This is a genomic window from Streptosporangium sp. NBC_01469 (genome assembly GCF_036227305.1).
In the GTDB taxonomy this organism is placed as follows: Bacteria; Actinomycetota; Actinomycetes; order Streptosporangiales; family Streptosporangiaceae; genus Streptosporangium.
Genome location: NZ_CP109465.1, coordinates 2,195,942 through 2,215,982 on the forward strand (window position 1 = coordinate 2,195,942; position 20,041 = coordinate 2,215,982).

A 20,041-nucleotide genomic window follows, 5' to 3' on the forward strand; every position below is an offset into this window, starting at 1 on the left:
AAGGCCGGTGAAGGGAAAAGCAAATATCCTGCCGGGTCAAGAGTTCCACGTGACTCGACCGCCCGGGATGGTTCATGGAAGCGCTTGTCGCCGCACTCGTCGTCGTGGCCGTGGCGGCGTTCGCCGTCCACCGGACGGTTCGCGTCGTGCCGCAGGCCACGGCGGGCGTCGTGGAGCGGTTCGGGCGCTACCACAGGACGCTCGGTCCCGGGCTGAACCTCGTGGTGCCGTTCATCGACCGGATCAAGGACATGGTCGACCTTCGCGAGCAGGTCGTCGCCTTTCCACCGCAGGCGGTCGTCACCTCCGACAACCTCGTCGTCTCCGTCGACACGGCCGTCTCCTTCGAGGTGGCCGATGCCCGCGCGGCGACCTACGAGATCGCCAACTTCCTGGTCGCCGTCGAGCAGCTCACCGCGACCACGCTGCGCGACGTGGTCGGCGGGATGGACGTGGACCGCGTGCTGGCCTCCCGCGAGGAGATCGGCGCCGAGCTGCGCCAGGCGCTCGACGACGCCACGGGCGCGTGGGGTCTTCGCGTCGGCCGGGTCGAGCTGAAGGCGATCGACCCGCCCGTCTCCGTCCAGGAGTCGATGGAGAGGCACGCCCGCGCCGACCGCGACAGGCGGGCCGCGCTGCTCGCGGCCGAGGGGGAGAAACAGGCGGCCGTCCTCGCCGCCGAGGGCCGGAGGCAGGCCGCCGTGCTGGCGGCCCGCGGCGAGGCGGAGGCCACCGTGCTCAGGGCGCGGGCCGACGCCGAGGCCAGGGCGACGCGGGCCAGGGGGGAGGCCGACGCGATCGTCATGCTCCTCCGCGCCGTCCGCGAGGGCGGGCCCGACCTGGAGCCTCTCGCCCGCGAATGCCTGCGGGCACTCCCCGAGCTCGCCAAGGGGGACGCCGGCAAGCTGTGGATCGTCCCGCCGGACCTGAGGCGGGTCCTCGAACGCCTCACGGACCTTCTCCCGGACAAGGACGGGCCCCCGGACCTCTTGGACCCTCCTGACCTCTTGGGCCCTTTGGGCAAGGACGAGCCCTCGGATCCCTTGGACTTCTCGGACCCCTTGGACTTCTCAGACCTTTTGGGCGACGGGTCCTCGGACCTTTTGGGCAAGGACGGGCCCTTGGACTCCTTGGACTTCTCGGCCCCCTTGGACAAGGACGGGTACTCAGACCCCTCGCCTCCCTCGGTCAAGGACGGGCCCTCGGTCGGAAAGGAATCCCCGCTCAAGGAGGGATCCCCGGCCAAGGACACTCCCGTTAAGGACACCCCCGCGACCGGATAACCCTCGATCTCCTCCTAGCATCCGGTGAGTGCCGTGCACCTGTCATGGGCGCGAGCCTTACCAGTGAGGGGAAACGCATGACACCGTGGGAGGCGGCCGCGATCTTCGTGGCCGGCATCGGGGCCGGGGGCATCAACGCCGTCGTCGGTTCCGGGTCTCTGATCACGTTCCCGACGATGGTCGCGCTGGGCATGCCACCGGTCGTCGCCAACGTCTCCAACACCATCGGCCTGGTCCCCGGGTCGCTGACCGGCGCGCTCGGCTACCGGGCGGAGCTGAGGGGGCAGCGCCGGAGGCTGGTCAGGCTGGCGGTTCCCGCGGTGGTCGGCGCGGTGGTCGGCGGGGTGCTCCTGCTCTACCTCCCCTCGGAGACGTTCGACATCGTCGTGCCCGTCCTGATCGGCGTGGCGTGCGTGCTGGTGGTGATCCAGCCGAGGCTCAACAGATGGCTGAGCGCCCGGCGGGAGCACCCCCACCCGCACGGTGGCCCCTGGCTCTGGGCCGGTGTCCTCGTGTGCGGCATCTACGGCGGCTACTTCGGCGCGGCCCAGGGCGTGCTGCTCATCGGGCTGATGGGCAGCTTCCTCGACGACGGCCTGCAGCGGATCAACGCGACCAAGAACGTGCTCGCGCTGCTGGTCAACGCGGCCGCCGCGCTGCTGTTCGTCGTGGTCGCGGAGGTCGACTGGCTGGCGGTCCTGATGGTGGCGCTGGGCGCCGCGATCGGCGGTTTCCTCGGCGCGAAGGTCGGCAGGAGACTGCCCGCCCCGGTGCTGCGCTGGTTCATCGTCTGCATCGGAATAGTGGCGATAGTCAAACTGGTGTACGGGTGAACCTGCCCGCTACCGGGTACCTATACAGGTATGAAAGGTGACAAAGTCGAGGTTGTCATCGACGCAGGAGACAGTTCCCGTACCTACGAGGTCAGCGCCACCAGAGCGGGGCGCCGCGTTGAGGTGGCCAACGCCCGAGGCGGCGTTGTCGAGGTGAGCGAGGTCACCCGGAGCGGAACGGCCGTGCGCACCGCCCGCTTCATGTCCAGCCGTATTCTCGCCCTGGTCGAACACCCCGCCGACGGCAAGCCGGCGTAGGCCGAGCCGGCGGCGGGCCGGTTCTCGTCACGCCTGGGTGGGACATACCCGTCACGCCTGGGCGGGGCGCAGGAGCCGCGCCGGACCGGACGGACACGGCTCACCCCGCGGGGAGGTCCCCGCGGGGCTCAGTCACGTCTGCGTCATGTCCGCGCGGGACGGACGGGCACGGCCCACTCGCGGCTCACCCCGCAGGGAGATCCCCGCGGGGTACGGTCATGTCTGCGCGGGACGGACCTGGAGCACCCCGTCGCGGCGGACCCGGGTCTCGAAGGACGGCTGGGGCGCGGTGGCCGGGCCGTGCACGACGGCTCCGTCGGAGAGCCTGAAGGTGCTCCCGTGCCACGGGCAGACCACGCAGGCGGTCCCCTCCTCCGAGATCAGACGCCCCTGGTGCAGCGGGCCCGCCAGGTGGGCGCACTGGTCGGCGAGCACCGTGACACCGGCGCCGACGCGCAGCACGAACAGGTCGATGTAGCCGAGCCGCCTCGTCACCGGGCGCCCGTCCGGCAGGTCGCCGATCTCGCACAGGTCGTGCCAGCCCAGCGGGACCAGATGGGCGACGGACTCGGCGTGGTTGGCCCCGGCTGCCTGCCGGTAGGCCAGGTGGCCGCCGAGGTAGCCGCCCACGCTCGCGGCACCCAGCCCGGCGAACGACAGCACCCGTCCGGTCCGGTCGCGCCCGGCCATCCGGAACACCAGCGAGCCGGCGTAGAACCCGAGGGCGGTCAGGTTGGCGATCGCGTGCACGAACCCCACCCGCTGCTGCTCGCGGTGGAGCGCGGACCAGTCGGTGACGCCCGCCGCCATTGCGGGCATCGCGGTGAGAAGACCGCCGGCGACCAGCACCCGCGACGCCCGCGGATCGGCGCGGGTCACGTCGAGCACGGCCGTCGCCGCCCAGAGACCCAGGCTGAGGTTGGCGAGCGGTGGATGGAGCGGTTTGCCGATCGGCACCCCGTGGAGCAGGTCACGCAGCGGTCCGGGACCGATCCGCCGGCGCACGGCCTTGGCGAGCACGCGGATCGGTCTGTCGGCCCTGGGTGAGCGCTCGATCCGATCGGTGAGCTCGACCCCGGGCACCAGACGTCTGAAGGTCCGGCGCCCTGTTTTGACGGTTTCCTTCACCATCGCCCCCTTCTCGACCATAGGGACCTACCCGAGAACGGCGTTATGCACGCGCCAAATGCCCTCGGCTGACGGAGAGAGCGATGATTTCGGTGGCGTAGGCGCCCAGTGTCGCCGACCCCTCCTCGATGATCTTCACCTTCTCCAGCACCTGCTCGGCCGTCACCTTGTACAGCGACCAGGTGCCGCCCTCGTTGTGATGGTTCGCCATGATGGGCGCGATCCGGTCGAGGGCCTTGGCGAACCTGGCCTCCGGTGTCCTGCGTTCCTCGAACTCGTCCCAGAGCTCGCGCAACCGCGCGGCCTGGTCACAGGGGAGCAGTCCGAAGATCCGGTCGGCGGCCTTGCGCTCGATGCCCAGCTGGGCCTCGACGGCCGAGGCGTCGTAGATGAACGTGTCTCCCGCGTCGATCTCGACGATGTCGTGGACGAGCAGCATCGCGACGACCCTGTCGAGGTCGGTGCCCGGTGGTGCGTGCTCGGCCAAGACCATCGCCAGCATGCCCACGTACCAGGAGTGCTCGGCGTCGTTCTCGCGCCGCGACCCGTCCATGAGGGTGTTGCGGCGGACGATGCGTCTGAGCTTGTCGATCTCCATGGCGAAGGCGAGCTGAGCGTGCAGACGGTCCTGTGCTGGAGGGGTGGTCACGCGCGCAAGCCTAATGCGCGTCGATCCCGCTTTTCCGAGCGATCATGGGATCACGCCCGGCCGAGTGTGACGGGAACCCCGTTGAACACGGCGTTTCCCGAGGGTACGTCCACGACGGAATCGTCCGTCAGCGTGTTCGCGTTGATCCCCGGGTGCCTGGCGGCCACCGGTTGCGAGGTGCCGGCGTGTCCCCACCCGTGGGGCAGGCTCACCACCCCCGGCATGATCGTGTCGGTCGGCTCCAGCGGTACGACCAGCTCGCCGGCGGCCGAGCGCACCACGGCGTGCTCGCCCAGCCCGAGCCTGCTCACGTCGTCCGGATTGATCTGCAGGGTGCACCGGTTGGTCCCGCCGACCAGCGGTCCCACGTTGTGCAGCCAGCTGTTGTTGGAGCGCAGGTGGCGCCGTCCGATCAGCACGATCTCCGCGGGCGGGACGGCCAGCCGCCCGCGCAGCCGCTCGGCGTCCTCGACCAGCTGCGGCGGGGCCAGCTCCACCCGTCCCGAGGCCGTACGGACGATCTCCGCCAGCCGGGGCTCCAGCGCGCCCAGGTCGATGCCGTGCGGGTTCGCCAGGAGGGTGGCCAAGGAGAGCCCATACGGGCCGAGCCTGAGCATGGCGTCCAGTCGCGTCTCCGCTCCGCTGCCGCCGTCCAGGGAGGCGCGCAGCTCGGCCGGGTCCGCGCCCTCCACCGGGGAGCCGGGCGTCTCGACGGCCCCGCGGAGCATCTGGTCGAGGATCAGCTCGTCGAGCAGGGCGGGATCGGCGTCCGCGCCCTGTCCCGAGGCGATCATCGCCAGCCGGGCCATGATCTCGGCCTCCGACGGGCGCCCCGGCTCCAGCGGCAGGACCGGCGGGGAGAACCTCGCGTAGTTGCGGACCGCCAAGGACAGCAGTGTCAGGTCGTAGTGCGGTGACTGCGTCACCCGCGGCGGCGGCAGGATGACGTTCGCGTGCCGGGTGGTCTCGTTCAGGTACGGGTCCACGCAGACCATGAACTCCAGGTCGCGGAAGGCCCGGTCCAGCCGGGGTCCGCCCGGCGCCGACAGCACCGGGTTGCCGGCCACCACGACCAGCCCCCTGACCTGCCCCTCACCCGGCGTCTCGATCTCGTCGGCGAGGGTGGCCACCGGGAACTCGCCGTTCGCCTCCGGCAGCCCCCGGACGCGGCTGTGCCAGCGTCCCGTGGCGTACGGCCTGCTCCGGCGGCCGTTCTCCACGGCGGGCTTCGCGAACATGACCCCGCCGGGACGGTCGAAGTTGCCGGTCAGGACGTTGACGACGTCGACCAGCCACTGCGCGACGGTGCCGAACTCCGCGGTGCAGGTGCCGATGCGGGCGTAGACGGCGGCGGTCGGAGCCGCGGCCAGCTCGCGCGCCAGCCGGACGATCTCCCCGGCGGGCACCCCGCACATCGGGGCGACCGCCTCGGGGGCGAAGTCCCGTGCCAGCCGCCTGACCTCGTCCAGCCCGTTGACCCCGACGCCGTCGATGCCGGCGCCGACCGAGGCGAGGTCCTCGGCGAGGAGGGTGTGGACGATGCCGAACAGCAGGTAGGCGTCCATGCCGGGGCGTACGAACAGGTGCTCGTCGGCGAGGGCGGCGGTTCGGGTGCGGCGCGGGTCGACGACCACGAGCTTGCCGCCGCGCCCGCGCAGCGCCTTGAGGCGGCCGGGGAAGTCGGGGGCGGTGCAGAGCGAGCCGTTGGACTCCAGCGGGTTGGCGCCGAGCATCAGCAGGTAGTCGGTGCGGTCCAGGTCGGGCACCGCGATGGCCAGCGGGTCGCCGAGCATCAGGCCACAGGAGACGTGCTTGGGCATCTGGTCCGCGGTGCTCGCGGAGAAGACGTTGCGGGTGCCGAGGGCGCGGATCAGCGGCCTGCCGTAGAGGGCGCCGGCCATGGAGTGGGCGTTCGGATTGCCGAGGTAGACGGCGAGCGACCGGCGGCCGTGGGCGTCGATCACGCCCCCGAGGCCCTCCTCGACCGTGCGGAACGCCTCGTCCCAGGACGCCTCGCGCCACTCGCCGCCCGTCCGGATCATCGGTACGCCCAGCCGGCTCGGGTCCTCGTCGAGGCGGCCCAGGCTCGCGCCCTTGGGGCAGATGAACCCCTTGGAGAAGGGGTCGTCCCGGTCGCCCTTGACCGAGGTGACGTGCCCGGCGTCGTCGAGGGTGAGCCGGAGGCCGCAGACGGCCTCGCAGAGAGGACAGGTCCTGTGAGCTGTTCTCATCGGCACTCCTGGGTTCGGTGAGTGAACTCATCATGGCCGCCGGCCCCGGACGGGGGGAAGCCCCGGAGTACGAACTCCGGGGCTTCCCGTTGACGCGGGCCGGGGAACTCACGCGGCCCGTTGGCACCGGCGGGGGAGCTCACCTGGCCCGTCGGCGCCGGCGGGGGAGCTCACGCGGCCCGTTGACACGGTCCGGGGAACTCGTCCGGTCCCGGGGGCGGGACGGTGGCGAGGCGGACATCCGGTTCCTGCTCCGCCCGCAGGTTCACCCAGTCGGCCCGCGCGTAGAGCCGGTCGAGACCCACCGGGGGGCCGGGAACCTCGTCCCCCCGGACGATCTCGACGGTCAGCAGGTTCGCCCACCTGCCGTGCCGGGAGACCACGGCGTCGCGGGCGTAGCACGCCGCCGCGATCTCGGCGGAGAAGGCGTCGAAGTCCTCGGCGCAGGTTCCGGCCCTGGCGAGGACGAGCGCCTTCTCCCCGGCGGCGGAGGGGGTGATCCACAGGATCAGCGGCAACCGGCCGGAACGGGTGTGTATCCCGGTCTCCGCGCACGCCCTCTGGATGCGGTGCCGGGAGACCAGGCACCACACGTGTGCGATCACCCAGCTTCTCCCGAAGCCGGAGGCTGCGGGGACGCCGACGGCGCAGATCGCGACGAGAAACGGCCACCAGTCGCCCTCCCCGAGCGAGAGGACCACGGTGACCGTGAGGAGCGAGGCGGTGGCGAGCAGGATGACCTCCGTCCGCCAGCGCCACAGCCGGACGAGGAGACCCGCCCGGCTGGGGGGCCTGCCGCCGAAGCGGCCGTGGCGGTCGCCGCGGGGGTTACGCCGCGACATCGCCGCCCACCCCCTTGTCGTGGACGGGTGCCAGGGCGAGGGCGGGAGCGGCGGTCCGCTCGGCCTTGAGGAGGTCGAACCGGGGCTCGCGGTAGTGCCTGGCCCCGAAACCGGTCCTGGTCACGGTCCAGCCGAGCCGGTGGGCCCACTCGTCCTGGTCCATGCAGAGCTCTCGGTCGCTCACATAGATCAGATCGAGGATGAAGGTCTTGATTCCGTGGGTTCTGTTGGTACGGTGGAAGGACATAGGAGACTCCCTTCGTGGCTTTGACGCGGAGTTCTTGTGCCAACCGGGTCGGTGGCCGCCGGCCCGGTGTTTTTTGCGCCCGATCAGGGCGCCCTCTTGTGATGCGTGCGACTCTGGGCCGTCGCCGGCCGACTCCCGTGCTCCCCCTGCTGGCCTCCCCGCGTCAACTCCGTTCCGTCAGAGACGGCGCCGTTGCCGAACGGCCGCGCGTCCGTCCCACGCCGCGCGGCTCACGAAGGTCCTCGAAGACGCCCTCCGGATGATCGCCGGTGACTCCCCCGACCTTTCGGGAACCTTCCTGTTCTGATAGTCGCTCAGCATAGATTTGGCTGCAAGACTTGCCGTAAGGAAAAAAGCAATAAACTTTCACAGATGCACTGCAATCATCCGTGTAATTTGCACTACCATTCGTCAGGTTCCTGTTGAGGCCGTGACACCCGCCCGCCCGTCATGGTGAGGAGGTCGTGATGCCGCAGCGCGGCAGTCCAGCGCTCCGTCGACGTCGGCTGGGTCTGGAGTTACGCAGGCTTCGCGAGAGCCTGAACATGACCGGCGACGAGGTGTCCAGCCGCCTGGAGTGGTCGACGGCCAAGGTCAGCCGCATCGAGACCGCCAGGACGCTGGCCAAGGAGGCCGACGTCGAGGCGCTCATCGAGCTTTACGAGGTTGACGAACCCCTTCAGGCGATCCTGGTCGCGCTACGGCACGACGCCGCCCAGAAGGGGTGGTGGGAGAAGTATCGAAGCTCCGTTCCCGATGACTACATCACGCTTATCGGGATGGAGGCGGAGGCCACGGTGGTGCGAAACTGGGAACCCCAGATCGTCCCCGGCCTTCTCCAGACAGAGGATTACGTCCGGTCCGTCGCTCAGGCGAACCAGCATGCCAGCCAGGTTCCGCCGAGCTGGCTCCGGGACCGAGTCGAGATACGGATGGCACGGCAGCGCACCCTGCTGCACAGTTCCGATCCGCTGACCTTCATGAGCGTGTTCCACGAGTCCGTGCTGAGGAACCAGTACGGTGACGCCCGCGTCATGCGGGACCAGTTCGTGCACCTGATCGAGGTCTCGAGGTTGGAGCACGTGGAAATGCGAATTCTTCCCCAGGCCGTTCCGCCGCCCGTGTCCACGGGTGCGTTCCTGCACCTGGCCTTTCCCGATTTCCCGGACGTCGTCTACATGGAATCCCTCTTCGGGGGAAGATTCGTAGAGGAGGCGGAAATGGTCTACGGCTACGAGCTGGCATTCGGCCACCTTATGGAGTGTGCGCTCGACGAGGTGGCATCGCAGGAGCTGATCAAACAAACAATCGACTACTGGAACAGGTAGCGGCATCGGGATTTCAGTTGCCGTTATTTTGTCATTTTCGGAAAGAATGATGAACGCGAATAATCACAACGATGTGATCTGGAAGAAGAGCGCGCGAAGCGGCACCAACGGCAACTGTGTCGAGGTGGCGTCGCTGGGTGGCGGACACGTGGGGGTCCGCGACAGCAAGGATCGGTCCGGTCCCGTCCTCTCCTTCACTCCGGGCGAGTGGAAGGCCTTTGTCGAGGGCGTCAGGGACGGAGAGTTCGACCTGTAAGCGGAAGCGGCCCCCGGCGCTCACTGAGGAGCACGGGAGCCGCCCACTGGGATTAACGTGAATCTCTGATTCCTCGACCGCCGGATGGATTGACGGCCCGCCGACGGCCTCGGGGAATCATCGCACATCGAGGCGCCGCGGCAGCCTTCGTGCCGGGTGCGATGGTCACTCTTTAATGTCTTGTAAGTTCCCGATTGCACCTTCATCCTTAAAGTGCCTCGTGGTGTCTTGTGGGAGAAAGGTGGCGATGTGTCTGACATGGACCTGTCTGTGGCGTTGTGGCGAAAGAGCCGGCTCAGTGCCGCGAGCGGTAACTGCGTCGAGGTGGCTCGCCTGCCCGGGCGGGGATTCGCGGTCAGGGACAGCAAGGACAGGACCGGGCCGGTGCTGGTCTTCGGCGGGCACGGGTGGATCGCGTTCGTCGCGGCGGTGAAGGGCGGAGACTTCGATCTCTGAGTGGCCGTCCTTCCAGGATCCGGGGGCTTGCCCAACGACGGGACAGCCCCCTTCCGTGTCTCCGGGGGCAGCCGGGGCGGCCCTTGAAGGCAGGGAAAAGCCCTGGACGGCCAGGACAACACCTTTGAAAAGCAGGGGAAGGCCCTGGAACAGCCGTACGGCCCGCATCTCCGGGGAGAAACGAGCCGTACGAGGAGAAACACCGTGACTAATCGGCGGTGACGCCGAGGCCCTGGGCGACGCCCTGGCCGAGGTCCTTGTGGACGTTCGTCCAGTACTCGACGACGCGCTTCTTCGTCTCGGCGGTGACCTCCGGGGCGGAGGCGTGGCCGACGACGTTGCTCACCAGGTGGGAGCGGTCGGTCTCGGACAGGACGTTCTCCCACAGGGCGCGGGGCTGGACGAAGTCGTCGTCCTCGCGGTGCAGGGTGTAGGCGGAGCGGATGATCTCACCGGTCACCTGGTAGTGCTCGCCCGCGTACAGCGCCGGGTCGGCCGCGGGGCCGCCGACGGTGTTGGGGGCGTAGACCGGGTCGCCCGGGTTGTTGAAGCGCATGTGGCCGTCCTTGTTGTAGCTGTGGACGGGAGCCTTCGGCGCGTTGATCGGCAGCTGCTGGTAGTTGACGCCGATGCGGTAGCGGTGGGCGTCCGGGTAGGAGAACAGCCGGCCCTGGAGCATCTTGTCCGGGGACGGGCCGATGCCCGGCACCAGGTTCGCCGGCTCGAAGCTCGACTGCTCGACCTCGGCGAAGTAGTTGGCCGGGTTGCGGTTCAGGACGAACCTGCCGATCGTGATCTCGGGGTAGTCGGCGTGCGGCCACACCTTGGTCAGGTCGAACGGATTGAACCGGTAGTCGGCGGCGGCCTCGAACGGCATGATCTGGACGTTCACCGTCCAGGACGGGTGGTTCCCGCTCGCGATCGCGGTGTGCAGGTCGCGGATGTGGAAGTCGGCGTCCTGCGCGATGACCGCGCCGGCCTCGGCGTCGGTGAAGTTCTTGATGCCCTGGTCGGTCCTGAAGTGGTACTTGACCCAGAACTTCTCGCCGCCGGCGTTGTACCACAGGAAGGTGTGCGAGCCGAAGCCGTGCATGTGGCGCCAGGACGCCGGGGTGCCGCGGTCGGTCATCAGGAACGTCACCTGGTGGGCGCTCTCCGGCGAGAGCGTCCAGAAGTCCCACTGCATGTCGTGGTCGCGCAGGTTGGTGTCGGCGCGGCGCTTCTGGCTGTGGATGAAGTCGGAGAACTTCTGCGGGTCGCGGATGAAGAAGATGGGCGTGTTGTTGCCGACGAGGTCGTAGTTGCCCTCCTCGGTGTAGAACTTCAGCGCGAAGCCGCGCGGGTCACGCTGGGTGTCGGGGCTGCCGAGCTCACCGGCGACCGAGGAGAAGCGGATGAAGAGCGGGGTCTCCTTGCCCTTGGCGAACAGGCCCGCCTTGGTGAACTGGCTGACATCCTCGGTGATCTGGAGGATGCCGTGCGCGCCTCCACCCTTGGCGTGGACCACTCGCTCGGGCACGCGCTCCCGGTTGAAGTGGGCCATCTTCTGGATCAGGTAGTGATCCTGCAGCAGCAGGGGCCCGTTCGGGCCCACCGACTGGGAATGCTCGTCACTCGGCGCGGGGATTCCCGCATCGGTGGTGGTGATGGGCCTGGTGCTCATAAGAGGTTCCTCCGGGTGTTCTCTTCATCGAGTGTCTTCGGAACGACAGCCGGGGCACACGCCCCAAAAAATCACATCCGCCTCGTCGACCAGGTATCCGGCGTCGGAGACCGGGTCGAGACAGGGGGCGTGGCCGACGGCGCAGTCCACGTCGGTGACCTTCCCGCATCGGCGGCAGACGAGATGGTGATGGTTGTCATTGATTCGCGTCTCGTACCGGGCGGGACTGCCCGCGGGTTCTATCCGCCGGAGGAGCCCGACCCTGTGCAGCGCGTGCAGGGAGTCGTAGACGGCCTGCAGGGAGACCTGGCCGACCCGGCCCCGCACGCCGTGATAGACGGCGTCCACGTCGAGGTGGTCGCCCTCCCGCACGGTCCGCATGATCGCCAGCCGGGCCGCGGTCACCCGCAGGCCCGCCTGTCGCAGCCGGTCCTCGTCCTCCATGACCACACCGTACGACCCAAACCGGAATCATTCAAGTTAGTGAGCAACTCCAGTTTTGGGGAAACAAATCTGGTAGGGCGAGTTCTGACACAGGCGATGGGTGAAGTGGCATCCTCGAATACCGATGGACACGTACACAGCTCGCCGCCTCGCCCTGGCCGCCACGGCCGCCGCCTCAGCCGTGCTTCTCGCGGCCTGCTCGGCAGCCGAGTCGGCCGCCCCGGAACCGTCCCCCGACGTCGTGGAGAAGCCCACCGAACAGGCCGAGGCCACCCCCACCCTCACCCCCACGCCCGAGCGCAGACCGTACACCATCTCCTTCGGCGGGGACGTGCACTTCGAGGGCGTGTTGCGAACCCGGCTGAACGCCGATCCGAAGACCGCGCTCGGCCCGATCGCCAAGGTGCTCAAGCGCTCTGACCTGGCGATGGTCAATCTGGAGACCGCGATCACCACCGGCGGCACCCCCGCTCCCGGCAAGCAGTTCACCTTCCGCGCCCCGGCGGCGGCGCTCACCGCGCTGAAGGCGTCCGGGGTGGACATCGCCTCCCTGGCGAACAACCACGGTATGGACTACATGCAGAGCGGGCTGAAGGACTCCCTCGCCGCCATCAAACGATCCAAGTTCCCCGTCGTGGGCGTGGGCAGGAACGAGGCCGAGGCGTACAAGCCGTGGCGGACGACCGTGAACGGCAACCGCGTCGCCATCATCGGCGCGACCCAGGTGCTGGACGCGGAGTTCGTCCAGGCGTGGACGGCCTCCGGCGACCAGGGCGGCCTCGCCTCGGCCAAGGACGAGGAACGGCTGATCCAGGAGGTGCGCAGGGCGCGCAAGAACTCCGACACCGTGATCGTCCACCTGCACTGGGGCACCGAGTTGCAGAAGTGCCCCAACGAGGCACAGCGCGGCCTGGCGCCCAGACTGGTCGCGGCCGGGGCGGACGTCGTCGTCGGCGGACACGCGCACATCCTGCTCGGCGCCGGATACCTGAAGAACAGCTACGTCAGCTACGGCCTGGGCAACTTCGTCTTCTACAACTGGGGTCCGGACACCGGCAGGACCGGCGTGCTCACCCTGACGATCAACGGCCGCAAGGTGCTCAAGGACCAGTGGACCCCGGCCACCATCCAGGGCGGGGTGCCGGTCCCGATCACCGGGACCGGGCGGCAGCAGGCCATCGCGGGCTGGAAGGCACTGCGCGACTGCACCGGCCTGACCGCCAGGCCCGGCCGGTCCGGGTAGTCCCGGCCGGAGCGGCGACGGAAGACGTTCCGGACACCCCGTGCGACAGGGGGCCGTGACGCGGCGGGCCGGCATCGTCCGCGCCGTCACCGTGACCCCGCCCGTCGTCGCCGTGAACGCGGAGGGCGGGATCGGCCACACGCTCTCGCGGACCTCCCCGGCGCTCACGCGTCGCCGCGCCGGGTTCGTCCGGCTCACCGGGGGTGGAGAAATCTCGCGATTGACGAATAAGCACTGACCCCGGCGTGTCAGAGGGGCAAGATGGTGTGGTGTCCACCATGTCCTGCGAGGAGCCCGGAGAGGCTCCACTGCGGCGTCAACCCACCCAACGACGGAGCGCGCGACGTGTCGAGCGGATGCTCGACGCGTGTGCCGACCTGCTGGACGAGATCGGCTACGACGCGCTCTCCACCACGAGGATCGCCGAACGCGCGGGGGTCGCGATCGGTTCGGTCTACCAGTTCTTCCCCGACAAGCGGGCCCTCACCCAGGCGGTGACCCGGCGCCACGTGGAGGGGTTCGTCTCCCGGATCGGCCGGCGCTTCCTGTCGGAGGACTACAAGGGCTGGTGGGACGCGGTCGACGCGATCATCGACGAGTACGTGGAGATGCACAGGACCGTCCCGGGTTTCCGGTCCCTGCACTTCGGCGACGTGGTCGACCTCAACCTGCTCGACGCCGGGTCCGACAACAACACGGTGATCGCCGGACGGTTGCGCGGCCTTCTCCTGGAGGAGTACGGGCTGGCCGACAGCGAGGAGTTCGACCTGGCGATCCTCGTCGCGGTGGAGGCCGGGGACGCCGTGCTCAAGCTGGCCTTCCGACGCGATCCGAACGGTGCCCCGGAGATCGTGGCCGAGGCCAAGCGCCTCATCCGCGGCTACCTGAACCGTCAGTTCGCCCGCGTCTCGGCCTGAGGCGTTCGAGGATCGAGCCGTCGGTTCGCCCGAGTCTCGGTCTGAGGAGGCCGGGAGCCGAGCCGTCGGTTCGCCCGCGTCCCGGTCCGAGAGGAGCCGGGAGCCGAGCCGTCGGTTCGTCCGTGTCTTGACTTGAGGGGCCCGAGGGCTGAACCGTCAGTTCACCCGAGTCTCGGTCTGAGGGGCCCGGGAGCCGAGCCGTCAGTTTGCCCGCGTCCCGGTCTGAGAGGGGCCGGGAGGGGAACCCTCGCCGGGGGACGCGCCGGTGCCCTCCGGCGGGCTCTCGACGCCGACCGCGTCCGGCGCGGTGGACGCGTGCTCCTCCCGTGCCTCCCCCTCCTGATGCCGCCTGCCCCGGCGTTCGAGCTGGGACCACCGCTCCAGGGGAGCGGCCTCGCCGGTCATCCCGGCCCCGGGGCGCCCCTGCGCCGTCAGTCTCTGCTCCGCGGGCTCCCGTACGTCCTGCCACGGCGTTCCCGGCCCCCGCGTGTCCGGTGCGCGCGCGTCCCGTTCCCGGGCGTTCTGTGCCTGCGGGACGTGTCTCTGGACGACGTGTCTCCGCGCGCGCAGCCGCTTCTCGTGCGGCCGTCCCGCGTCCGCCACCGGCACCGGCACGACCGCCGCGGGCCCGGACGACCGCGTCCCCGGCTCGTCGCGGGACCTTCCGGGGGGATCGCAGGGCTCGCCGTCGGACGCGATGACCGGCTGGAGCCGCCGGTCCCGGCGGGTTCGTTCGACTTTCTTGATCCGGGCGGCGAGCCTCTCGTCACGGATCCGGTTCTCCAGGGTGACCAGCTCCCGGTGGGCCTGCCCGAGCTCCTCCATCTTGACCGACAGGTATCCGGCGGACCCCGGAACGATCACCGAGAAGGCCAGGAGGAGCATCAACGTGAACGATGTCTGCTTGGACATGCCCATCGCGGCTCCTCCCCGTGACACTCTCCTCTGGCAGGACTCGTTGCTCATATGCCCGTTTTGCTGGGGAAAAACGCGCAGCGTAGTCGTTCGTTTGCCTAAGGTAACGTGGCCAATACCTGCCGTTGGCCGTACGCGGTCGAGCGTCGCTCGGTACTCTCGCGATGTGGCGCATGTGACACGTGAGCAACTTGATCGATTGCTTGAGCAGGCACTTCTGGCCGACGATCACGAAGACCTGGCCCGACGACTCGAAGCCCTGGTCGAGGCGTACGCGTCCGGCGACATATCACGGGCGGCGATCCTCGTGCTCGCCGCCGAGGAGTGGCGGCAGGCCGGACAGCCGGCCCGGGCCTTCGACTGCTTCCAGCGGGCGATGGACGACGGCGGCGAGGTGAGCGTCGATCCTCGGGCAGGGATCGCCGACACCCTCTTCGAGCTCGAACGGCCGGACGAGGCGAGGGAGGTGATCGCGGCGATCCGCGCCGTCGGTGACGTCACCGCGGCCACCGCCCTCACGGTCGCCGAGACCCTCGTCGCCTACGGCGACCTGGGAGAGGCCCATCAGTGGGCCACCGAGGGGGCGCACCGGGCGGTGGAGGGCAGCGGCGAGCACATCGCCCTGCTCAGAACCCGCTACCGGATCCGCGTCGACCTCGGCCTCCCCGAGGACGAGCTCGACGCCCTCCTGGACGCCTCGCACTGACGACTCCCCCGGCCCCGCCGACCTGACACGCGGCAGGGGAGGGCCGTGCCCCGTGAGGCACGACCCTCCCCCGCTACGGTTTGGCGGTGGATCCGTACCGGTCCGCGGACCGGTGGCCGATTCACCGCCTCCTACTTCGCGCTTACTTCGCGTCGAGGGCCGGGAGCGTCCCCTCCAGCGAGGGAAGGGCGGGAAGGGCGGGAACCGCCGCGGTGCCCTCCGCAGTGGTGCCGCCCGTGGTGCCTTCCGTCGTGGCCTCGCTCGTCGTGGCCTCGCTCGTGGTGCTCTCCGTCGTGGCCTCGCCGGCCGCGGGAGCGTCCGGCAGCGCGGGGGGCTCCGGGTTTACGGCGGCCGGCGGCTCCACCGCGGGCATGTCGGGGGAGGGCGCACTGGCGGCGGGCATGTCGGCCGTCGGCAGGTTCTCGGTGACGGCGTCCGTCGGGGTGGGGGCCGACATCGGGGATGCGGGCTCGTTGGCCAGCGTGGCCAGCGTGGCTGGCGCGGCCAGTGCGACCGGCGTGACCGCCGCGACCGGTGCGACCGGCGCATCCGCTGCGATCGGCGCGGCCAGCGTGACCGGTGCATCTGGCGTGACCGGTGCGACCGGCGTGACCGGCGTGACCGCCGCGACGGGTGCATCCGCCGTGACCGGCGTGACCGGCACATCCGCCGCGACTGCTGCGACCGGCGCATCCGCTGCGATCGGCGCGGCCGGCGTGACCGGTGCATCCGCTGCGATCGGCGCGACCGCCGCATCCGCTGCGACCGGCGCGGCCAGCGTGACCGATGCATCTGGCGTGACCGGTGCGACCGCCGTGACCGGCGTGACCGCCGTGACCGGTGCATCCGCCGCGACCGGTGCATCCGCCGTGACCGGCGTGACCGGCGCATCCGCCGCGACTGCTGCGATCGGCGCGGCCGGCGTGACCGGTGCATCCGCTGCGATCGGCGCGACCGCCACATCCGGTGCGGCCGGTGCCTCGATGAGCTCGCTGGGCGCCGGGGGTGCCGGGGCCCGCAGCCAGCTGATGCCGTCGCCGGGAGCGCCAGGCGTGCCCGGCAGGCCGGGCAGGTCCGGTGCCTCGGCCATGACACTCACCCACGAGTTCGTCCACTCGTGACCGGGAAGACTTGACAGCCCGAAGGGCAGGGTGTGGAAGCCGGTGCCCGCGGCGACGCCCCCGGCGTCGGCGAAGCTGACCACGGCGGAGGGCTGGGAGAGGGAGAGCTCGGGCAGGCCGGTGACGCGTGCGAGCCGGTCCGCGGTCACGGACGTCTCACCGACGGTCGCGGCCACCGGTGCCCCGGCACCGGCCGCGAGCACCGGCGTCTCCGCGCCACTCATCGTCGCGGGCATCGCGGGCATCGTCTCCGCGCCGCTCGTCGTCGTCGGCGTCGCGGGCGTTTCCACGCTGCTCACCGCTGCGGGCGTCTCCACGCTGCTCACCGCTGCGGGCGTCTCCACGCTGCTCACCGTCGCGGGCGTCTCCGTCGCGGGCAGCTCCGTGCCGCCCGCCGCCGTCTGCGCCTCACCGGTGCTCGCGGCCGGCAGCGTCACGGCGTCGTCCGTGATCAGCGGCGTCACGACGCCGCTCGCGGTCTGTGCCCCCTCGGGGGTCGCGGCGGTCCCGACGGCGCCGGTCTCCTCGCACTCGGGCTCCACCGCTCCCGGCGCCCCCAGCACCCCCGCCGTTGTGCCCGGCTCCTGGCAGGGCACGACCTGCGCCGAAGCCGGAGAGGCCATCGTCAGGCCGGCGCCGACCGTGAGCACCGCCGCCGCGAGGACTCCCCGGATGTTCCGTGATGAGTTCGACATGCGCATCCCCCTGTTGCGTTAGGTAATCCGACGAAAACCGAACGTAACAGGGGGGTCTCGTTCAGGGGCGCGCTTAGCTCAATGGTGGTCAAGCCATTACCGGGCCACGTCCGGTCGCGGTCAGGCCCGCACCGGGCCGATGACCAGGGAGTCGCTCGTCTCGTCGAGGTCGACCAGCACCTCGTCGCCGTCCTGGACCTCGCCGGAGAGCACCTCCTTGGCCAGCTTGTCGCCGATCGCGGACTGGACGAGGCGGCGGAGCGGACGCGCGCCGTACAGCGGGTCGTAGCCCGTCAGCGCCAGCCAGTCGCGCGCCGCGGGGGTCACGGTCAGGGTGAGTCGCCGGTCCGCCAGGCGCCTGGCCAGGTGGGTCACCTGCAGGTCCACGATCCTGGACAGCTCCTCCGTGCCGAGCGCGTCGAACTGGATCACGTCGTCGAGCCGGTTGAGGAACTCCGGCTTGAACGCGCTCCTGACCGCGGCCATCACGGCGGTCCGCTGGGCCTCCTTCGCCATGCCCGGGTCCACGAGGAACTGCGAGCCGATGTTGGAGGTGAGGATCAGGATCACGTTGCGGAAGTCGACCGTCCGGCCCTGCCCGTCGGTGAGCCGCCCGTCGTCGAGCACCTGGAGCAGGATGTCGAAGACCTCCGGGTGGGCCTTCTCGACCTCGTCCAGCAACACCACGCCGTAGGGCCTGCGCCGGACGGCCTCGGTGAGCTGGCCGCCCTCCTCGTAGCCCACGTAGCCGGGAGGGGCCCCCACCAGGCGCGCGACGCTGTGCTTCTCGCCGTACTCGCTCATGTCGATGCGGACCATCGCCCGCTCGTCGTCGAACAGGAAGTCCGCCAGGGCCTTGGCCAGCTCCGTCTTGCCGACACCCGTCGGGCCGAGGAACAGGAAGCTGCCGGTCGGCCGGTCCGGGTCGGAGATGCCCGCCCGCGCCCGCCGTACGGCGTCGGAGACCGCCTCGACCGCCTGCCGCTGGCCGATCAGCCGCCTGCCGAGCTCCTCCTCCATACGGAGCAGCTTGCTGGTCTCGCCCTCAAGCAGCCGGCCCGCGGGGATGCCGGTCCACGAGGAGATCACCTGGGCGATGTCGTCGGAGCCGACCTCCTCCTTGACCATGGGGTCCTCTGGCTGGGCGGCCTTGCTGGCCTCGGCGAGCTCGGCCTCCAGCTTGGGCACCTCGGCGTACATCAGCCGCGAGGCGGCCTCGAAGTCGCCGTCGCGCTGCGCGCGCTCGGCGGCGCCGCGCACCTCGTCGATCTGCTTCTTCAGGTCACCGACCCGGTTGAGCCCCGCCTTCTCCTGCTCCCAGCGGCCGACCAGGGCGTTGAGGTCCTCCTGGCGGTCGGCGAGTTCCCCGCGGAGCCGCTCCAGTCTCTGCAGGCTGCTCTCGTCGGTCTCCTTGGCGAGCGCCAGCTCCTCCATCTTCATCCGGTCGACGTTCCGCTGGAGCTGGTCGATCTCCACCGGACGGGAGTCGATCTCCATACGGAGCCGGGAGGCCGCCTCGTCGACGAGGTCGATCGCCTTGTCGGGCAGGAAGCGGGAGGTGATGTAGCGGTCGGAGAGCGCCGCGGCGGCCACGAGCGCGCCGTCGGAGATCTGAACCTGGTGGTGCGCCTCGTAGCGGCCCTTGAGGCCGCGCAGGATGGCGATGGTGTCCTCGACGGTGGGCTCGCCCACGTAGACCTGCTGGAACCGCCGCTCCAGCGCCGGGTCCCTCTCGATGCGCTCGCGGTACTCGTCCAGCGTGGTCGCGCCGATCATCCGCAGCTCGCCGCGGGCCAGCATGGGCTTGAGCATGTTGCCCGCGTCCATCGCGCCCTCGGCGGCACCCGCCCCGACCATGGTGTGCAGCTCGTCGATGAAGGTGACGACCTGGCCGTCACTCTCCTTGATCTCACCGAGCACCGCCTTGAGGCGCTCCTCGAACTCGCCGCGGTACTTGGCGCCGGCGACCATCGCGCTGAGGTCGAGCGCGATCAGGCGCTTGTCGCGCAGGCTGGAGGGGACGTCGCCCGCGACGATCCGCTGGGCCAGCCCCTCCACCACGGCGGTCTTGCCGACGCCGGGCTCGCCGATGAGCACCGGGTTGTTCTTGGTACGGCGGCTGAGCACCTGGATGACGCGCCGGATCTCCGAGTCGCGGCCGATCACCGGGTCGAGCTTGCCCGCCCTGGCCCGCTCGGTCAGGTCGATCCCGTACTTCTCCAGCGCCTGGTAGGTGTCCTCCGGCGTCTCGCTGGTCACCCTGGCGTGCCCGCGCACCTTCTCGAAGGCGTCGAGCAGCGCGTTCGGGCTCGCGCCGTTCGCCTTGAGCAGCGTGGCGACGGGGCCGCCGTCGGTGGCGAGACCGACCAGCAGGTGCTCGGTCGAGACGTAGTCGTCCTCAAGCCCGCGGGCCCGCTGGGCCGCGGTGTTCATCACGGTGAGCAGCTGCCGGGAGCTCGACGGGGCGCTGACCGTGGAGCCCTGCGCCTTCGGCAGGGCCGAGAGCTGCTTCTCGGCCTCGACCTTCAGCTGCTTCCAGTCGGCGCCCACCGCTTCGAGCAGGGGTACGGCGGTGCCACCGGTCTGGGTGAGCAGCGCGGTGAACAGGTGGGCCGGGGCGACCTCGGGATTGCCTTCGGCGGCCGCCCGCCTGATGGCGGAGGAGACCGCCGCCTGGCTCTTCTGGGTGAGCTTGTAGTCCATGCTTGTCAGGCCTCACTCGAAAGTGCTGTGTTCGATGGCGACGCCGGCCCGGCGCGTCCTCACGGAGCCCTGTGCGCCGACGCGTTCTCACGGGCCCGGTCACAGGTGCGTCCCCAAGGCGCG

General features: G+C 70.2%; 20 protein-coding genes. 10 read left to right on the plus strand and 10 right to left on the minus strand.

The annotated features are described in order from the left end of the window. Positions 1-74 precede the first annotated feature (74 nt). From OG587_RS09905 to OG587_RS09915, 3 genes are all read left to right on the plus strand, one after another. Positions 75-1,283 carry an SPFH domain-containing protein gene (locus tag OG587_RS09905; protein WP_329088965.1) on the plus strand — a complete coding sequence of 403 codons (1,209 nt, stop codon included), beginning with the start codon at positions 75-77 and terminating at the stop codon, positions 1,281-1,283. Between the two features lie 77 nt (positions 1,284-1,360). Next, positions 1,361-2,116 (plus strand): sulfite exporter TauE/SafE family protein, encoded by a 756-nt coding sequence (locus OG587_RS09910; protein WP_329088966.1) that lies wholly within the window; start codon positions 1,361-1,363, stop codon positions 2,114-2,116. Positions 2,117-2,146: 30 nt separating this feature from the next. Continuing rightward, entirely contained in the window at positions 2,147-2,374 is a 228-nt protein-coding gene (locus tag OG587_RS09915; protein ID WP_329088968.1) for a hypothetical protein, read from the plus strand. Between the two features lie 216 nt (positions 2,375-2,590). On the opposite strand, the gene OG587_RS09920 is transcribed toward OG587_RS09915, so the two are convergent. The 5 genes from OG587_RS09920 to OG587_RS09940 all read right to left on the minus strand — a co-directional run bounded on the left by OG587_RS09920 (position 2,591) and on the right by OG587_RS09940 (position 7,471). Further along, on the minus strand, positions 2,591-3,505 hold the full coding sequence (locus OG587_RS09920) for a Rieske 2Fe-2S domain-containing protein (protein ID WP_329088969.1): 915 nt from the start codon (positions 3,503-3,505) through the stop codon (positions 2,591-2,593). 40 nt (positions 3,506-3,545) lie between these two features. Next, positions 3,546-4,100, minus strand: a complete 555-nt coding sequence (locus OG587_RS09925) for an HD domain-containing protein (protein WP_329093800.1) — start codon at positions 4,098-4,100, stop codon at positions 3,546-3,548. A gap of 101 nt (positions 4,101-4,201) precedes the next feature. Continuing rightward, entirely contained in the window at positions 4,202-6,382 is a 2,181-nt protein-coding gene (locus tag OG587_RS09930) for a molybdopterin-dependent oxidoreductase (RefSeq protein WP_329088970.1), read from the minus strand. A gap of 170 nt (positions 6,383-6,552) precedes the next feature. After that, positions 6,553-7,224, minus strand: coding sequence for a hypothetical protein (locus tag OG587_RS09935; protein WP_329088971.1), 672 nt, complete (start codon positions 7,222-7,224; stop codon positions 6,553-6,555). Continuing rightward, entirely contained in the window at positions 7,211-7,471 is a 261-nt protein-coding gene (locus OG587_RS09940) for a hypothetical protein (RefSeq protein WP_329088972.1), read from the minus strand. Before OG587_RS09940 ends, OG587_RS09935 begins: the two co-directional genes overlap by 14 nt. Positions 7,472-7,938: 467 nt before the next feature. Between OG587_RS09940 and OG587_RS09945 the strand changes: the two genes are divergently transcribed. The 3 genes from OG587_RS09945 to OG587_RS09955 all read left to right on the plus strand — a co-directional run bounded on the left by OG587_RS09945 (position 7,939) and on the right by OG587_RS09955 (position 9,511). Further along, on the plus strand, positions 7,939-8,799 hold the full coding sequence (locus OG587_RS09945) for a helix-turn-helix domain-containing protein (RefSeq protein ID WP_329088974.1): 861 nt from the start codon (positions 7,939-7,941) through the stop codon (positions 8,797-8,799). Positions 8,800-8,872: 73 nt separating this feature from the next. Next, entirely contained in the window at positions 8,873-9,055 is a 183-nt protein-coding gene (locus OG587_RS09950; RefSeq protein WP_329088977.1) for a DUF397 domain-containing protein, read from the plus strand. Positions 9,056-9,313: 258 nt separating this feature from the next. Then, on the plus strand, positions 9,314-9,511 hold the full coding sequence (locus OG587_RS09955; RefSeq protein ID WP_329093802.1) for a DUF397 domain-containing protein: 198 nt from the start codon (positions 9,314-9,316) through the stop codon (positions 9,509-9,511). Between the two features lie 208 nt (positions 9,512-9,719). Here the strand turns inward: OG587_RS09955 and OG587_RS09960 are convergent, their stop codons facing one another. Together OG587_RS09960 and OG587_RS09965 are read right to left on the minus strand one after the other, a co-directional pair. Then, positions 9,720-11,174, minus strand: coding sequence for a catalase (locus OG587_RS09960; protein WP_329088978.1), 1,455 nt, complete (start codon positions 11,172-11,174; stop codon positions 9,720-9,722). 24 nt (positions 11,175-11,198) lie between these two features. Beyond that, a complete protein-coding gene (locus tag OG587_RS09965) occupies positions 11,199-11,618 on the minus strand; it encodes a Fur family transcriptional regulator (RefSeq protein ID WP_329088980.1) in 420 nt (139 codons plus the stop codon). 124 nt (positions 11,619-11,742) lie between these two features. On the opposite strand from OG587_RS09965, the gene OG587_RS09970 reads away from it, so the two are divergent. Both OG587_RS09970 and OG587_RS09975 read left to right on the plus strand, forming a co-directional pair. Then, a complete protein-coding gene (locus tag OG587_RS09970) occupies positions 11,743-12,861 on the plus strand; it encodes a CapA family protein (RefSeq protein WP_329088981.1) in 1,119 nt (372 codons plus the stop codon). 278 nt (positions 12,862-13,139) lie between these two features. After that, positions 13,140-13,778: a TetR/AcrR family transcriptional regulator gene (locus OG587_RS09975; protein WP_329093804.1), complete on the plus strand. Its 639-nt coding sequence runs from the start codon at positions 13,140-13,142 to the stop codon at positions 13,776-13,778. A gap of 201 nt (positions 13,779-13,979) precedes the next feature. On the opposite strand, the gene OG587_RS09980 is transcribed toward OG587_RS09975, so the two are convergent. After that, complete coding sequence (locus tag OG587_RS09980) at positions 13,980-14,690, minus strand: hypothetical protein (protein WP_329088983.1); 711 nt, start codon at positions 14,688-14,690, stop codon at positions 13,980-13,982. A 169-nt stretch (positions 14,691-14,859) separates the two neighbouring features. Between OG587_RS09980 and OG587_RS09985 the strand changes: the two genes are divergently transcribed. Continuing rightward, the gene (locus OG587_RS09985; protein ID WP_329088985.1) at positions 14,860-15,399 is read left to right on the plus strand and encodes a hypothetical protein; all 540 of its coding nucleotides are present in this window, start codon (positions 14,860-14,862) and stop codon (positions 15,397-15,399) included. A gap of 142 nt (positions 15,400-15,541) precedes the next feature. Here OG587_RS09985 and OG587_RS09990 read toward each other — a convergent pair whose 3' ends face one another. After that, entirely contained in the window at positions 15,542-16,489 is a 948-nt protein-coding gene (locus OG587_RS09990; RefSeq protein WP_329088987.1) for a hypothetical protein, read from the minus strand. A gap of 73 nt (positions 16,490-16,562) precedes the next feature. Between OG587_RS09990 and OG587_RS09995 the strand changes: the two genes are divergently transcribed. Beyond that, entirely contained in the window at positions 16,563-17,237 is a 675-nt protein-coding gene (locus tag OG587_RS09995; RefSeq protein WP_329088989.1) for a hypothetical protein, read from the plus strand. A 98-nt stretch (positions 17,238-17,335) separates the two neighbouring features. On the opposite strand, the gene clpB is transcribed toward OG587_RS09995, so the two are convergent. After that, positions 17,336-19,918 (minus strand): ATP-dependent chaperone ClpB, encoded by a 2,583-nt coding sequence (gene clpB / locus OG587_RS10000; protein WP_329088991.1) that lies wholly within the window; start codon positions 19,916-19,918, stop codon positions 17,336-17,338. Positions 19,919-20,041 lie beyond the last annotated feature (123 nt).